Below are 15,993 nucleotides of genomic sequence, written 5' to 3' on the forward strand. Positions count from 1 at the left end.
GGCGGCGATACGCGATGGCGGACGACAGGTTGGTGCAAGGGCGCTACCGGCTGCTCGACACCATCGGACGTGGTGGCATGGGCGAGGTGTGGCGGGCCCTCGACGAATCACTGGGCCGCCAGGTCGCCGTCAAATGCCTCAAGCCGATGGGGCCGCGCCACGAACCCGGCTTCCTGCGGGTGCTGCGCGAACGCTTCCGCCGCGAGGCCCGGGTCGCGGCCGCGCTCCAGCACCGCGGCATCACCGTCGTCCACGACTTCGGCGAGGACGACGGCACCCTGTTCCTCGTCATGGAGCTGCTCACCGGCCGTAACCTCAGCCAGCTGATGGACGACAACCGGCATGCGCCGCTGCCCGTCCCCGACGTCATCGAGATCGCCGAACAGCTCACCGCCGCGCTCGCCTACACCCACGAACAAGACATCGTGCACCGCGACCTCAAGCCCGCGAACATCGTGCGGACCACCGACGGCACGGTCAAGATCTGCGACTTCGGCATCGCCCGCCTCAATCACGACATAGGCTTCACCGCCCGGCTGACCGGCAGCGGCGTCGCGATGGGCACCCCGCACTACATGTCGCCCGAACAGATCGGCGCCGGCACCGTCGACCATCGCAGCGACCTCTACTCCCTCGGCTGTGTGCTGTACGAAATCGCCACCGGCGCCCCGCCGTTCAACCAGGACGACCCCTGGTCGGTGCTCGTCGGACACCGCGACACCGCCCCGGACCCCCCGCGCACCCGGCGCCCCGACCTGCCCGAGCCCTACCAGCGGATCATGCTCGACCTGCTGGCCAAGGACCCCGACGACCGGCCCCCGGACGCGGATGAGCTCGGCAAACGCCTCGCCGACGCCCGGCATCGGCAGGGCGTCCGGGGCCCGGGCGACGCCACGGCGCCCACCGAGCGGCTGCCGCCCTGGACCCGGGGAATGACCCACGGGTCCCCGGCGAGCGGCGCCCGGCCGCCCCGCCGGACCGTGTTGGACCGGTCCGCCGCCGTCCTCACCGCCGCCTGGACCGGCGGCCAGGGCGCACCGCGACGCGAGGCGTCCCCGGCCGCGGGAACCGCCCAGCCGGCGCCGTCCGACGACGCCCCCGACTCCGTCGCCGCCCTCACCGCCCGCCTGGAGCGCAGCCACACACTGGCCAGGGCCGGCCGTCACTTCGAGGCGCACCAGATCGCCGCCGAGGTGCTGGCCGGACGCGAGCGGGTCCTGGGCCCGGACCACCCCGACACCCTGAGCTGCCGTCACCATCTCGCCTTCGGCCTCGCCCGGCTGGGCCGGCTGGAGGACTGCTGCGCCATGGCCCGTCAGGTGGCCGAGGCGCGCGCCCGGGTGCTCGGCCCGCACCACCCCGACACCCTCGCCACCCGCTATGAACTCGCCTACGTCCAGGGGCAGCTGGGGAAGTGGACGGAGGCGCTGTGGTCGTACCACGAGGTGGCGGCGGCACGTACCGAGACGTTCGGCGCGGATCACCCTGACACCCTCGCCGCCCGTTACGAGGTCGGCATCAGCCTCGGCCGGCTGGGACGCGGCGCCGAGGCCCTGACGGTCTACCGCGACCTGGTGGCGGCCCGTACCCGCGCCCAGGGCGCCGACGCCCCCGAGACGCTGCGCGCCCGGCACGGCCTGGGGGTGAGCCTCGGCCGGCTGGGCCGCTGGGAGGAGGCGCTCGCCGAGGCCCGCGAGGTGGCCACGGCGCGCGAGCGGGTGCTGGGGGCCGACCATCCCGACACCCTCGTCAGCCGTCGCGAGATCGCCGTGGCGCTCGGCTGGCTGGGCCGCTGGGCCGACGCCCTGAGCATCTACCGCCAGGTCGCCGACGCCCGCGAACGAGTCCTGGGCGCGGCCCATCTCGACGCCCTCGCCAGCCGCAGCGACCAGGCGCAGTGCCTGGACCAGCTCGGCCGCACGGCCGAAGCGGCCGCCCTCTACCGCCGGGTCGCGGCGCTACGGCGGGAGTATGCGGCGGGGCGGCGGTAGACGCCCGCATCCGGGCGGGGCGTCCACCCACCCCCTGCCTCCGATCAGCCCGCCCCGATCAGTAAGCCGCACTCACCCGATACAGCACCGTGGCATGCGGTGGCACGTCCTTCGCGACGATGTCCCCGCCGCTGTGGTGCGCGCGGCCGGTCACCAGATCGCGCACCAGGTAGGGACCGGCGTCCGGCAGACCGGCTGCCTCGGCCGTCGTGGACAGGGTGCGCGGTGTGTCGCCCGAGTTGAACAGGGCGATCACCCGGTCCCCGTTCGCCAGCGGTTTGGACAGCACCGCGAAGCCGTCACCCTTCCGTACGACCTCCCCCTGTACGCCGAGCGGGTCCTGGTCGACGGCGATGACCCGCTTGTTGCCCAGCACCTCGCGTGCCGCGGGGGAGAGGTCGCTCAGATCCGTACTGGAGATCAGCGGCGCGGCCATCACCGCCCACAGCGACATCTGGCTCTGCATCTCGTCCCGGGTCAGCCCGGTGCCGCCGGCGAGCAGGAAGTCCGGGTCGTTCCAGCGGCCGGGCCGCTGCAGGCCGGCCAGCCCCGCGTTGTAGCCGAAGTTGGTGACGATCGAGGACCACTTCTTGGCGGGTGAATCCGTCTCCAGTGCGATGTCCCGGCCGCTCCGCCACAGGTTGCCGAGCTCGGCGGACCAGCGGATGACCTTGTGCCAGACGCGGTCACCGGCGAACTGGAAGTAGGCCGGCGCGGACACCGAGAAGGTGATGTCCCGGCCGCTGGCCTCCAGGGCCCGGCTCTGCTGCCGGTACAGGTCGTGGAAGGTCTCTTCTTTCGTGCTCCCCGGGGGGACGGGCACATTGCAGCCGTCGGCCTTGAGGTAGTCCACCTTCCAGCGCGCGAACAGGTCGGCGTCCTGCTGGAAGTGCCCGAGGCTGCCCGGGTATTTCCCGCAGGTGAGGGTGCCGACGTCCTCATAGATCCCGAATTTCAGCCCCATCTTGTGCAGCTTTCGGCCGATGTACGCCATGCCGTGCGGGAACTTCTCCGGGTCCGGCACCAGTTCGCCGTCCGGACCGCGCTTCTTGGCCATCCAGCAGTCGTCGACGGTGACGGTGTCATAGCCCTTGTCCGCCAGGCCGGTGCGCACCAGCGCCCGCGCGTTGTCCAGAAGGACCTTCTCGTTGATGTCGCATCTGTAGTACGACCAGTTGTTCCAGCCCATCGGGGGTGTCGGGGCCAGATTCGGATACGTTGCGGCGCGCTTGGCGCCGGCTGCCCGGGCCGTATCGGGGACGGCGGAAGCGGGGCCGGTGAGCGCCAGCAGCGCCGCCGAGCCGGCGGCGACGGCGGTGATTCCGGCGAAGGTGCGGCCGATGCGGGGTACCGACGGGTGGGACACGGGTCACCTCACGGAGAAGCGGGACGGCCTGAGCGCCGTACCACGGGCGGTGCCGGGACGACGCACCGGCCGGACGCTAGAATCCGGCCCCGCCCCGATCAAGAAGCCCCACCGGCCGCGCCGGAGGATTCAGCCGCCTGCGCCTGGCACGGACGATCACCGCGTGCTACGAAGAGGCATGCCGGAACGGACTTCGTACGACGTGGTCATCGTCGGCGGCGGGCACAACGGACTGGTCGCCGCCGCCTATCTCGCACGCGCCGGACGCAGCGTGCTGGTGCTGGAGCGGCTGGACCACACCGGTGGTGCCGCCGTGTCGACCCGGGCGTTCGCGGGGGTCGACGCCCGGCTGTCCCGCTACTCCTACCTCGTCAGCCTGCTGCCGTCGAAGATCGTGCGGGACCTCGGGCTGCGCTTCGCGGTCCGTAAACGCACCGTCTCCTCGTACACCCCGGCCGTCCGCGAGGGCCGTCCCACCGGACTGCTGGTGGGCGGCGGCCCGCACCGCACCCGCCAGGCGTTCGCCGAACTCACCGGCTCCGACCGGGAGTTCACCGCCTGGCAGCGCTTCTACGGCAGTACGCACCGACTGGCGGAACGCGTCTTCCCGACGCTCACCGAGCCGCTGCCCACCCGTGACGCGCTGCGCGCCCGGATCGACGACGACGCCACCTGGCACGCGTTCTTCGAACGCCCCCTGGGCGAGGCGATCGAGGCGGCCTTCACCGACGACCTGGTACGCGGAGTGGTCCTCACCGACGCCCTGATCGGCACCTTCGCCGCCGCCCACGACCCCTCGCTGCGGCAGAACCGCTGCTTCCTCTACCACGTCATCGGCGGCGGCACCGGCGACTGGGACGTCCCGATCGGCGGCATGGGCGCGCTCACCGACGCGCTGGCCGACGCCGCCCGCCGGGCCGGCGCCGAGATCGTCACCCGGTGCGCGGTGACCGCTCTCGCGACCGACGGCAATACCGCCGAGGTGACCTGCGAACAGGGCACGGTCGGCGCCCGCCGGGTCCTGGTCAACGCCGCGCCACGGGAGCTGGCCCGACTGCTCGGCGAGGACCCGCCACCGTCCGCGGAGGGAGCCCAGCTCAAGGTCAATATGCTGCTCACCCGGCTGCCACGGCTACGGGACACCCGGGTGGACCCGCGCGAGGCGTTCTCCGGGACCTTCCATATCGCCGAGGGATACGGGCAGTTGGCGGCCGCCTACGAGCAGGCGGCCGCCGGTGAGCTGCCCGCCGCCCCGCCCTCCGAGATCTACTGCCACTCGCTGACCGACCCCTCCGTCCTCGGCCCGGACCTGGTCCGTGCGGGCTACCAGACGCTCACCCTCTTCGGGCTGCACACCCCGGCCCGGCTGTTCGCCGGCGACACCCCGGAGCACCCGGCCACCCGCGACCGGCTGCTGGCCGCCACGCTCACCCAGCTGGACGCGCACCTCGCCGAACCGCTCGCCGGCTGCCTCGCCGAGGACGCCGACGGCCGTCCGTGCATCGAGGCCCGGAGCCCGCTGGACCTGGACCGGGAGCTGGGACTGCCGGGCGGCAACATCTTCCACCGCGAGCTGGCCTTCCCGTATGCGGACCCGGAGGCGGGCGGTGCCGGTCTCCGGGACACGGCGCCCGGCCGCTGGGGCGTGGCGACCGGGCATGCCAATGTCCTGCTGTGCGGGGCGGGCGCGGTGCGCGGCGGGGGAGTGAGCGGGATCCCCGGGCACAACGCGGCGATGGCGGTGCTGGAGGAGCGGGAAGGCGGGTAGGGATCGGCTTGGGGGGCCGGCGGACCCTTAAGGGAAACCCCTTAGGGGAGCCCTTAAGGGTCCGCCGGCCCCCAGACCGATCCCTACCCGTCACGGGACTCACTCAACTGGCGCAGTTTGGGGCCTCGGGCCTCCCTTAACTGACGTGGCATCAGAAAATCTCTTCCCTCGTACGGCGCGCTGCGGCATCCTGCGCCCATGCAGACGGAGCTGAGCAACACGCTGGGAGTCGAGCACGCCGTCTTCGGGTTCACGCCCTTCCCGGCGGTCGCCGCGGCGATCACCCGGGCGGGCGGCTTCGGGGTGCTCGGCGCGGTCCGCTACAACGCGCCCGACGAGCTGGCCCGCGACCTCGACTGGATGCAGGAACACACCGAGGGGCTGCCCTACGGCCTCGATGTGGTGATGCCCGCCAAGAAGGTGGAAGGCGTCACCGAGGCCGACGTCGAGGCGATGATCCCCGAGAGCCACCGTCAGTTCGTCGCGGATCTGCTCGCCAAGTACGAGGTGCCACAGCTCGCCGAGGGCGAGGCGACCGGCTGGCGGATCACCGGCTGGATGGAACAGGTGGCCCGCAGCCAACTCGACGTGGCCTTCGACTACCCGATCAAGCTGCTCGCCAGCGCTCTCGGGGCACCGCCCCCGGACGTCATCCAGCGCGCACACAACCACGACATCCTCGTCGCCGCGCTGGCCGGGAGCCCCCGCCACGCCCTGCACCACAAGGCGGCCGGCATCGATATCGTCGTCGCCCAGGGCTACGAGGCCGGAGGACACACCGGCGAGATCGCCACCATGGTCCTCACCCCGGAAGTCGTGGCGGCCGTCGACCCGTTGCCGGTGCTTGCCGCGGGCGGCATCGGCACCGGCGCACAGATCGCCGCCGGGCTCGCCCTCGGCGCACAGGGCGTCTGGCTCGGCTCGATCTGGCTGACCACCGAGGAGGCCGAGCTGCACTCCCGCCGGCTGACCGCGAAACTGCTCGCCGCCGGCCCCGGCGACACCGTCCGCTCCCGCGCCCTGACCGGCAAACCCGCCCGCCAGCTGCGCACCGCATGGACCGACGCCTGGGACGACCCGAGCGGCCTCGGGCCCCTCCCGATGCCACTCCAGGGACTGCTGGTCGCCGAGGCCAACTCCCGTATCCAGCGCTATGAGACCGAGCCGCTGCTCGGCACCCCGGTCGGCCAGATCGTCGGCCGGATGAACCGCGAACGGAGCGTGCAGGCCGTCTTCGACGATCTCATCCGGGGTTTCGAGCGGGCCATCGACCGCATCGACCGCATCGCCGGAAGGAGCCAGCAGTGAGCCAGCCCCCCAACGGCTTCTGGGCCCAGGCCGCCGCCGACCCCGACCGCCGGGTGCTGATCGCCCCGGACGGCGAGGAGTGGACCGCGGGCCGGCTGCACGCCGCGGCCAACCAGCTGGTCCACGGGCTGCGCGCGGCGGGCCTGGAACGTGGCGACGCGTTCGCCGTGGTCCTCCCCAACGGCGTCGAGTTCTGCACCGCCTACCTCGCCGCCTCCCAGGCAGGTTTCTATCTCGTACCCGTCAACCATCACCTGGTCGGCCCGGAGATCGCCTGGATCGTCGCCGACTCCGGCGCCAAGGTCCTGATCGCCCACGAGCGGTACCAGGACGCCGCCCGGCACGCCGCCGACGAGGCGGAACTGCCGGCCACCCAGCGCTATGCGGTCGGTGCGGCCGACGGCTTCCGTCCGTACGGTGAACTCCTGGCCGGCAAACCGGTGTCCGCGCCCGCCGGCCGCACTCTCGGCTGGGTCATGAACTACACCTCGGGCACCACCGGACGCCCACGCGGCATCCGCCGCCCCCTGCCCGGCATTCCGCCCGAGGAGACCTACCTCGGCGGTTTCCTCGGCATCTTCGGCATCCGGCCCTTCGACGACAACGTCCACCTGGTCTGCTCGCCGCTCTACCACACCGCCGTACTGCAATTCGCCGGCGCCTCACTGCACATAGGGCACCGCCTCGTCCTGATGGACAAGTGGACGCCCCAGGGGATGCTGGCTCTGATCGACGAGCACCGCTGCACCCACACCCATATGGTCCCCACCCAGTTCCACCGGCTGCTCGCCCTTCCCGAAGAGACCCGGGCGGCCTACGACGTGACCTCGATGCGGCACGCCATCCACGGCGCCGCGCCCTGCCCCGAGCACGTCAAACGCGCGATGATCGACTGGTGGGGCGGCTGCGTCGAGGAGTACTACGCGGCGAGCGAGGGCGGCGGTGCCTTCGCCACCGCCGAGGACTGGCTCAAGAAGCCCGGCACGGTCGGCAGAGCCTGGCCGATCAGCGAACTCGCGGTCTTCGACGACGACGGCAACCGGCTGCCCGCGGGTGAACTAGGCACCGTCTACATGAAGATGAGCACCGGAGGCTTCAGCTACCACAAGGACGACGGCAAGACGAAGAAGAACCGGATCGGCGACTTCTTCACCGTCGGCGACCTCGGCTGTCTCGACGAGGACGGCTATCTCTTCCTCCGTGACCGCAAGATCGACATGATCATCTCCGGCGGGGTGAACATCTATCCCGCCGAGATCGAGTCCGCCCTGCTCGGCCACCCCGCCGTCGCCGACGCGGCCGCCTTCGGCATCCCGCACGACGACTGGGGAGAGGAGGTCAAAGCGGTCGTCGAACCGGCCGAGGGGTACCGGGCGGGGCCCGCGCTCGCCGACGACATCCTCGCGCACTGCGAGCGGCGACTGGCCCGCTACAAGCGCCCCCGGTCCGTCGACTTCATCGATGCCATGCCCCGCGACCCCAACGGCAAGCTCTACAAGCGGCGGCTGCGGGAACCGTATTGGGAGGGGCGGGGGCGGGCGGTGTAGGGCGCGCCCCGCCTCGTAGAGGCACGCACCGGGCCTCGTCGGTGGCACCCCGACTTCGCAGAGGCCCCATCCGGCCTCGTGGGCGTCATCCGGCCTCGTAGGCGCCACGCGGCGTTGTAGGGGCCGCCCTCTTCGCTCTTCGTCCCGGAAGGGTCCCCACTACACCCGCCTTCCCCGAAAGGTCCTCGAGCGTCAGGTGCGGGACCGGTTCGGTGCACCCTGAGCGGCGTCGGCGCTGCGCGAAGGGCGACTGTCAGTGCCCCCTGCCATGCTGTGAAACGGCGGGAGAACCCCCGCGCACACTCGATCCGTATGACGGAGGAGCACCCATGCTGACCACCGACTACGTTCCCGGGACACCGAACTGGATCGACCTCGGTGCCCCCGATGTTGACGCCGCGGCCGCCTTCTACTCGGCCGTGTTCGGCTGGAGCTTCCAGTCGGCGGGCCCGGAGGGCGGCGGGTACGGCTTCTTCCAGCTCGACGGCAAGACGGTCGGCGCCGCCGGCCCGTGCCACGAGGAGGGCGCGCGCCCCGCCTGGACGGCGTACTTCCACACCACCGACGCGGACGCCACGGCCAAGGCGGTGGAGCAGGCCGGCGGCAAGGTACGGGCCGCGCCGATGGATGTCTTCACCGCGGGCCGGCTGGCCCAGTTCACCGACCCGACCGGCGCCGACTTCGCCGTCTGGCAGCCGGGCGACGTCCAGGGCCTGGACATGGTCATGGAACCGAACACCCTCTGCTGGACGGAGCTCTACACCACCGACGCGGCCGCGGCGAAGGACTTCTACCGCTCGGTCTTCTCCTGGAGCTATCAGGACATGCCGATGGGCGGGGACATGGTCTACTCGGTCGTCTCCGCGCCCAGCGGCGGCACGGAAGGGGACACGGGGCAGGGCGGCATCATGCAGCTGTCGAAGGAGAATCTGGCGGCCGGTTCGACGTCCGAGTGGCACCCGTACTTCGGTGTGGCCGACTGCGACGCGACCTTCGCCGCCGCCACCGACAACGGCGCCACGGTCCTGATCCCGCCGTCCAACACCCCGGGCGTCGGCCGGCTCGCCATGCTCATGGACCCGTTCGGGGCGCCCTTCGCGCTGATCAAGGGGGACCCGAACATGACCTGAGCGACAGACGGACTGAGTGACAGTCGGGCTGAGCGAACTCGGCCAGGGGGCCGGGTCCAGGCCCCCTCGAACGGCCGGAGGCCGGCGTCTGGAAACGACGCCGGCCCCGGTACCGAATCGGTGGACGTGCTATTCCGCCCCGGCCAGCCTGGCGAACACCACCACATTGTCCCGGTAGTAGTGCCGCGACTGGTCGTAGTCGCCTCCACAGGTGATCAGTCGCAGCCCCGCGTGGTCGATGTTCTTGTAGACCTCGATGGTCGGGAACTTGTCCTTCGGGTACTGCGCGACGCGGCTGACGGTGAACGTGGCCGTCTTTCCGCCCGCCCGCGTGACCTCGATCGCGGCGCCGGCCTTCAGCGAGGACAGCCGGTGGAACACCGACGGCTTGCCGTTCCAGGTGACATGGCCCGCGATGACGGCCGGTCCCTTTTCGCCGGGTGCCGGGCCGGGGGCGTACCAGCCCGCCTTGTCGGGGTCGGCGGGCGTCTCCATCGTGCCGTCCTTCTTCCGCCCCAGCGACTCCAGAGTGGAGGAGACGTTGAGCGAGGCGATGGTGATCCGCTGCGGAGCCGCCTTCCGCGCATCCCCCGTCTTCCGCCCACCCCCTGGACCGTTCTCGGATTCCGTTCCTGCGGTGTCCGATCCCGTTCCTGCGGTGTCCTGGCCCGTCTGCGCGGGCTGTTGTCCGACGGGAGCGGCCTGCGACGCCGGAGTATCTCCCCCGCATCCGCCGAGCAGGAGCATCGCTCCCACCGCGACGCAGCATGCGGTCTCGCGCTTCCCGCGGGCCTTCACGCGATGCCCTGTCCGGTCGGCCGGGCGGAGGCGGTTGCGTGCCTCCCGCGGCGCAGGGCCAGTGCTCCGGCCGCCGCCAGGACGGCGAGACCTCCGGCGCCCGCCAGCGCGCCGGGGAGCCCGCTGCTGTCGGCCGTTCCGCCGCCCGTCTCCACGCCCCCCACCGGAATGGAACCGACCGCCGCGCCCTCGACCAGCCCGCAGACCGCCGGCGCGGTGGCTTCCTGGGGCAGTTTGGGATCCAGGTCGCTCTTGCCCACTCCGAAGTCGTACGTCTTGTCGCCGTTCGGGTCGATGCCGTGCTGCACGACATGGAGGTCCTGGATGTGGTCGGCCACATCCTGCGAGACGGTGAGGGTGCGCTCGTAGGAGAGCTTGCCCTCCGTGTCGGCCTTGGGCATCCGGTCGACGGCCAGGCCGCTGTCGGCGGAGGTGTCGCCTTGGGTGGTGAGCGCGATATTGACCTCACCGTAAACGGGCACGCCCTCGCTCGTGGTGACGATCCCGTCGCCGTCCTTGTCCGCACTGGCGTCCGGGCAGTGGAAGTCACGGCCGTCGGTGGAGCCGTGGATGTGCTGTGCGTGGGGCTGGCCCGGAACGAGCCCCTCCGACTCGATTTTCACGGACAGTCGGGTGCCGTCGAGGCTGAGCATCGCCGTGCCCCTGCCCCCCGAGTCGTTCAGCTGGTCCAGGTTGATCTGGTATGCCTTCTCCGCGGCGACGGCCGGAGTGGCGGCGGCCGGAGTGGCGGCGGCCGAGAGGGCCAGGACGACGGGCAGAGCAAGGAGGGCGGCGAGGCGAGTGGTGCGCTGGGCTGTCACTGTCGATCGTTCCCTTCCGACGGTCCCGTAGGGGATCGCCGCGGTCTCGTCCGGGGGCCCGTGCGACGGTGCCGCGCGCGGCCTGAGCGACCGCCGGCCGTGGCTCGGGCGCGAGTGGCCAGTAGTACGCAGCGCACCGAGGCAACGTTCAGTGGGGTCGGCCGATGCGACGTCAGGTGTGCGGATCGTGAGCGTTTTTGACACCCGGCAGGCTGGGGCAAGGGGCAGGATGGATCAACGGGCCGGGCCCCGGGCGGGCGGGGCTGGACGGGGAACGGTCCGCGTGAACAAGGCCGATCCCGGCGGAGCCCCGGGGAGACGGGGCCGGCCCCGGGCGTCGGAGCGCACGCTATCCCTTGTCCCGCGGCCGGGCGTCGACAATCCGCTTGATCTTGCCGACCGAGCGCTCCAGCGTCTCCGGCGCGACGATCTCGACCGCGACCGACACACCGATACCGTCCTTGACGGCGCGCACGATCAGGTCGACGGCCGCCGTGCGCTGCTCCGGGGTCGTGTCCGGCCGGGCCTCGGCGCGTACGGTCAGCCGGTCCAGCCGGCCCTCGCGGGTCAGCCGCAGCTGGAAATGCGGGGCGACGCCCGGCGTCCGGAGCACGATCTCCTCGATCTGCGCCGGGAACAGATTGACCCCGCGCAGAATGATCATGTCGTCGCTGCGTCCGGTGACCTTCTCCATCCGGCGGAAGGCGGCCCGCGCGGTGCCGGGCAGCAGCCGGGTCAGATCGCGGGTGCGATAGCGGATGACCGGCATCGCCTCCTTGGTGAGCGAGGTGAAGACCAGCTCACCGTGCTCGCTGTCCGGCAGCGCCGCTCCGGTGACCGGGTCGACCACCTCCGGGTAGAAGTGGTCCTCCCAGATGTGCAGCCCGTCCTTGGTCTCCACACACTCCTGGGCGACGCCCGGCCCCATGACCTCCGACAGGCCGTAGATGTCCACCGCGTCGATCGCGAACCGTTCCTCGATCTCCCGGCGCATCTCCCGCGTCCACGGCTCGGCGCCGAAAATGCCCACCCGGAGCGAGGTCGTCCGCGGATCGACGCCCTGCCGCTCGAACTCGTCGAGCAGGGTGAGCATGTACGACGGCGTGGCCATGATGATCTCGGGGCGGAAGTCCTGGATGAGCCGGACCTGACGGGAGGTCATCCCGCCGGACGCCGGTACGACCGTGCAGCCGAGCCGCTCCGCACCGTAGTGCGCGCCCAGACCGCCGGTGAACAGCCCGTATCCATAGGCGATATGGATGGTGTGGCCGGGGCGCCCACCGGCCGCGTGGATCGAGCGGGCGACGACATCCGCCCAGGTCGACAGGTCGCGTTCGGTGTAGCCGACGACCGTCGGACGGCCGGTGGTGCCGCTGGAGGCGTGCAGACGGCGCACCTCGCCCCGGGGCACGGCGAACATCCCGAAGGGGTAGGTGGCCCGCAGATCGTCCTTGGCGGTGAACGGGAACCGGGCGAGATCGCCGAGCGAGCGGCAGTCCTCCGGCCGCACCCCGGCCCGGTCGAAGGACGCGCGGTAGAAGGGGACATGGTCGTACGCGTACCGCAACGAGGCGCGCAGCCGGGGCAGTTGCAGCTCCCGCAACGCGTCCGGGGAGAGCCGTTCCGCCGAGTCGAACGTTTCGCCGCCCGTAGCCGCTTCCGGCATGCCGTGTCACCGCCTCGTCGCCCTACCGATCATTCGGTAGCTGAATGCGGATCCAAGTAATCAGCGCATGGCGAGCACGTCAAGGGGTGTGCCACTGCGGAGCGGCCTCCCGGTCGGGGCGGGTCTGCCGCCGGGCGGGAGTTCTACGACACACCGAAGGCGACACCCCGCAGGACGTCACCCCGTAGGCTCACCGCTATATGACGCCCCCGGTCCGAGAGAGGACGACCGTGCAGCTGACCGCCTCGACGCGCCGTGTGCTGATCGCCGGTGCCACCGCCACCGTCCTGTTCACCGGAGCGTACGGAACCGCCGGGGCCGTCGCGCCACCGTCGGCCACTCCGGTGGCGAAGGCCGTCGCCACCGGCTCCGCGCACTCCCCGTACGCTCGCCTCCGCCCGCTTGCCGCGCTGTCCGCCGAGCGGCTGGCGATCGGTGATCTGGTCGCCGCGGCCAAGTGGGGCAGTGGTGCCCCGATCGACGCCCCCGCCCGTGAGCGACAAGTGCTGGACGCGGTCGCGGAGCAGGCGCGGGAGCTGGGCGCCGATCCGGTGGTGACGGTGCGGATCTTCCGGGACCAGATCGAGGCGAGCAAGGTCGTCCAGCGCGGGCTGCACCGCAGGTGGGACGCGGACCCGTCGCAGGCGCCGGCCGAGCGCCCGGATCTCGACGAGGTCCGCAGGGAGGTCAATCGCCTCAACGGTGAGCTGGTGCGGGCCATCGCCGGTTCGGTGCGCGCCCGTTACGCGCCGTCCTGCGGTCCGGTGCTGACGGCCGCCGCCGTGCGCGTACGTTATGAACGGCGTCTGGACGGTCTGCATGCGGTCGCCCTGGCCCGCTCGCTGCGCTCGGTCTGCGGCTGACCCCGGAAGGCGTTCACCCTTTTTCCTCGCCCGCCACCACGCCCGTCGCTCACTCCTTCCGCCCGCCCGCCACCACCGCTCTCGCCCAGCGGTAGTCCGCCTTGCCGCTGGGTGACCGCTGGATGCGCTCGGCGAAGACGACGGTGCGCGGAATCTTGTAACCGGCCAGCCGGGTCCGGCAGTGTGCTTGAACACCTGCCAGGTCCAATGGCGCGCTCCCGTACCGTAGTTGGACGACCGCCGCGACACGGTTGCCCCACCGCTCGTCCGGGACGCCGGTCACCAGCGCGTCGTACACATCCGGATGGGCCTTGAGCGCCTGTTCGACCTCCTCCGGATAGATCTTCTCGCCACCGGAGTTGATGCACTGCGAGCCCCGACCCAGGACGGTGACGATGCCCTCCTCGTCGACGGTCGCCATATCGCCCAGCAGCACCCAGCGGTCACCGTGCGCCTCGAAGAAGGTCTCGGCGGTCTTCTTCGGGTCGTTGTAGTAGCCGAGCGGTACGTGTCCCCGGAGTGCGAGCCGGCCCGCCTCGCCCGCCGCGACCGGCTGGTGTGTCGCCGGGTCCACCACCGCTGTACGGGGGTTGACCCGTACGCGGAAGCCCTTGTCCGGGCCGGAGTCGTCGGTGGCGGTGCCGTTGAAGCCGGACTCCGACGAGCCGAAGTTGTTCAGCAGCATGGCGTTCGGGACCAGTGCGCTGAACTGGGCGCGTACCGTCTCGGAGAGGATCGCGCCGGAGCTGCTGACGCTGAAAAGGGAGGAGCAGTCGGTGCCCCTGAGCGGCCCGCTCAGCGCGTCGACGAGCGGGCGCAGCATGGCGTCGCCGACCAGGGAAACGCTGGTGACCTTCTCCCGCTCGACGGTCCGCAGCACCTCCTCGGGCACGTACTTGCGGTGGAGGACGACCTTCTGCCCGAAGTGGAAGGCGATGAACGCGGTGAGGGTGGAGGTGCCGTGCATCAGCGGGGGAGTGGGGAAGAAGACGAGCCCGGTGTCGCCCGCCGCGACCCGATCGGCCAGTTCCCGGGGCCGTTTCACCGGCTCGCCGGTCGGTGCCCCGCCGCCCATCCCGGAGAAGAAGAGGTCCTCGTGGCGCCACATCACGCCCTTGGGCATCCCGGTGGTGCCGCCGGTGTAGATGACGATCTGGTCGTCGGCGGAGCGCGGGCCGAAGCCGCGCGCGGGTGATCCGGCGGCCTCGGCGTCCGCGAATGGCACGAGCGGGAGATGGGGGTCATGCGTCCTTGGGGGCGGGGTGCCGACCCGTATGAGATGCCGCAGCATGGTCGCCTGTGGGAGGACGGCGGCGACCCGGTCGGTGAACTCCGCGTCGAAGACCAGCGCCACCAGGTCCGCGTCCCGGTAGAGGTAAGCCAACTCCTCCTCTACGTAGCGGTAGTTGACGTTCACCGGCACGGCGCGGATTTTCAGGCAGGCATAGACGGTCTGGAGGTATTCGATGCCGTTGTAGAGGTGCAGCCCGACGTGCTGGCCGGGGCCGATGCCGGCCTCGCCCAGATGGTGGGCGAGGCGGTTGGCGGCGCGGTCCAGCTCCGCGTACGTCAGCCGGCGCTCGGCCCCGGTGCCCGGATGGGCGAGGTGGACCAGTGCCTCCCGGTCGGGGACCGTGTCGACGATCGACTCGAAGAGGTCGGCAAGGTTGAACTCCACGGCTCCTCCAGACCGGACGGGCGTCGGCTTGGCCGTCATTAGAGCGCCGCCGGGAGGAGCAAGGAAGAGCCGCGGCGAAGAAAACTGACTGCCTGTCAGAAAAGCCTTGAAGTCGCGGTGCGGCTACTGCAACCTGTTCTACGTCGTGAGACGGGAGGACGGAATGGGCGGTACCGAAGGCGCCGGGGAGCACGCCGGCGGAACGGAACATCTCACCGTGGAGCGCTTCGACGCGACCCTGGTGCTCACCCTCAACCGGCCGGAGGCGAAGAACGCGCTCTCGCTGCCGATGCTGGTGGGCCTGTACGACGGATGGCTGGCCGCCGACGAGGACGACGACATCCGCTCCATCGTCCTGACCGGCGCGGGCGGCACCTTCTGCGCCGGCATGGACCTCAAGGCCCTCGCGGGCGACGGAATGGCCGGCGAGCACTACCGCGAGCGGCTGCGCGACGACCCCGACCTGCACTGGAAGGCGATGCTGCGGCACCACCGCCCCCGCAAACCGGTGATCGCCGCCGTCGAGGGCCACTGCGTCGCCGGTGGTACGGAGATCCTCCAGGGCACCGATATCCGGGTGGCCGGCGAGAGCGCCACCTTCGGACTCTTCGAGGTGCGCCGAGGCCTCTTCCCCATCGGCGGATCCACCGTCCGCCTCGCCCGCCAGATCCCGCGCACCCACGCCCTGGAAATGCTGCTCACGGGACGCCCCTACCCGGCGCGCGAGGCCGAACGGATCGGCCTCATCGGCCATGTCGTCCCCGACGGCACCGCACGGGACAAGGCCCTGGAGATCGCCGGGATGGTCAACGCCTGCGGACCACTCGCCGTCGAAGCCGTCAAGGCATCCGTCTACGAGACCTCCGGGATGACCGAGCCCGACGGCCTCAAGGCCGAACTCGCCCGCGGCCGGCCCCTCTTCGACACCGCGGACGCCAAGGAGGGCTCCCGGGCCTTCGCGGAGAAGCGCCCACCCGTCTACCGGCGCGCCTGACCCCCGGCGCCCGAGGAGCCAGAGCTCAAGGACCCAAGGAGTCCGTATGCCAGAGGTCATGCC

12 protein-coding genes are annotated in these 15,993 nt (G+C 71.4%); 7 read left to right on the forward strand and 5 right to left on the reverse strand.

Features of this window, described 5'->3' with window-relative positions; translation table 11 throughout:
- Positions 1-14 precede the first annotated feature (14 nt).
- Positions 15-1,991 (forward strand): serine/threonine-protein kinase, encoded by a 1,977-nt coding sequence (locus K9S39_RS37100; protein ID WP_248867696.1) that lies wholly within the window; start codon positions 15-17, stop codon positions 1,989-1,991.
- A gap of 58 nt (positions 1,992-2,049) precedes the next feature.
- Here K9S39_RS37100 and K9S39_RS37105 read toward each other — a convergent pair whose 3' ends face one another.
- Complete coding sequence (locus K9S39_RS37105) at positions 2,050-3,357, reverse strand: glycoside hydrolase family 27 protein (protein ID WP_248867697.1); 1,308 nt, start codon at positions 3,355-3,357, stop codon at positions 2,050-2,052.
- Positions 3,358-3,535: 178 nt separating this feature from the next.
- Here K9S39_RS37105 and K9S39_RS37110 point away from each other — a divergent pair, with 178 nt between their 5' ends.
- The 4 genes from K9S39_RS37110 (at position 3,536) to K9S39_RS37125 (ending at position 9,110) form a co-directional block, all read left to right on the forward strand.
- On the forward strand, positions 3,536-5,125 hold the full coding sequence (locus K9S39_RS37110; RefSeq protein WP_248867698.1) for a phytoene desaturase family protein: 1,590 nt from the start codon (positions 3,536-3,538) through the stop codon (positions 5,123-5,125).
- 198 nt (positions 5,126-5,323) lie between these two features.
- Positions 5,324-6,433, forward strand: a complete 1,110-nt coding sequence (locus tag K9S39_RS37115; RefSeq protein WP_248867699.1) for an NAD(P)H-dependent flavin oxidoreductase — start codon at positions 5,324-5,326, stop codon at positions 6,431-6,433.
- Positions 6,430-7,980 (forward strand): acyl-CoA synthetase, encoded by a 1,551-nt coding sequence (locus tag K9S39_RS37120; protein WP_248867700.1) that lies wholly within the window; start codon positions 6,430-6,432, stop codon positions 7,978-7,980. The genes K9S39_RS37115 and K9S39_RS37120 overlap by 4 nt, the downstream gene beginning before the upstream one ends.
- 329 nt (positions 7,981-8,309) lie before the next feature.
- On the forward strand, positions 8,310-9,110 hold the full coding sequence (locus K9S39_RS37125) for a VOC family protein (RefSeq protein ID WP_248867701.1): 801 nt from the start codon (positions 8,310-8,312) through the stop codon (positions 9,108-9,110).
- Between the two features lie 129 nt (positions 9,111-9,239).
- On the opposite strand, the gene K9S39_RS37130 is transcribed toward K9S39_RS37125, so the two are convergent.
- The 3 genes from K9S39_RS37130 to paaK form a co-directional block, all read right to left on the reverse strand.
- Complete coding sequence (locus tag K9S39_RS37130) at positions 9,240-9,857, reverse strand: class F sortase (protein ID WP_248869126.1); 618 nt, start codon at positions 9,855-9,857, stop codon at positions 9,240-9,242.
- A 47-nt stretch (positions 9,858-9,904) separates the two neighbouring features.
- Positions 9,905-10,729, reverse strand: a complete 825-nt coding sequence (locus K9S39_RS37135; protein ID WP_248867702.1) for a hypothetical protein — start codon at positions 10,727-10,729, stop codon at positions 9,905-9,907.
- A 349-nt stretch (positions 10,730-11,078) separates the two neighbouring features.
- Positions 11,079-12,395 (reverse strand): phenylacetate--CoA ligase PaaK, encoded by a 1,317-nt coding sequence (paaK, locus tag K9S39_RS37140; protein WP_248867703.1) that lies wholly within the window; start codon positions 12,393-12,395, stop codon positions 11,079-11,081.
- A gap of 230 nt (positions 12,396-12,625) precedes the next feature.
- On the opposite strand from paaK, the gene aroQ reads away from it, so the two are divergent.
- Positions 12,626-13,258 carry a gamma subclass chorismate mutase AroQ gene (gene aroQ, locus K9S39_RS37145; protein WP_248867704.1) on the forward strand — a complete coding sequence of 211 codons (633 nt, stop codon included), beginning with the start codon at positions 12,626-12,628 and terminating at the stop codon, positions 13,256-13,258.
- Between the two features lie 49 nt (positions 13,259-13,307).
- Here the strand turns inward: aroQ and K9S39_RS37150 are convergent, their stop codons facing one another.
- Entirely contained in the window at positions 13,308-14,936 is a 1,629-nt protein-coding gene (locus tag K9S39_RS37150) for an acyl-CoA synthetase (RefSeq protein WP_248867705.1), read from the reverse strand.
- Positions 14,937-15,099: 163 nt separating this feature from the next.
- Here K9S39_RS37150 and K9S39_RS37155 point away from each other — a divergent pair, with 163 nt between their 5' ends.
- Positions 15,100-15,930, forward strand: coding sequence for a crotonase/enoyl-CoA hydratase family protein (locus tag K9S39_RS37155; protein ID WP_248867706.1), 831 nt, complete (start codon positions 15,100-15,102; stop codon positions 15,928-15,930).
- Positions 15,931-15,993: the final 63 nt, after the last annotated feature.

It is taken from the genome of Streptomyces halobius (assembly GCF_023277745.1).
In the GTDB taxonomy this organism is placed as follows: Bacteria; Actinomycetota; Actinomycetes; order Streptomycetales; family Streptomycetaceae; genus Streptomyces; species Streptomyces halobius.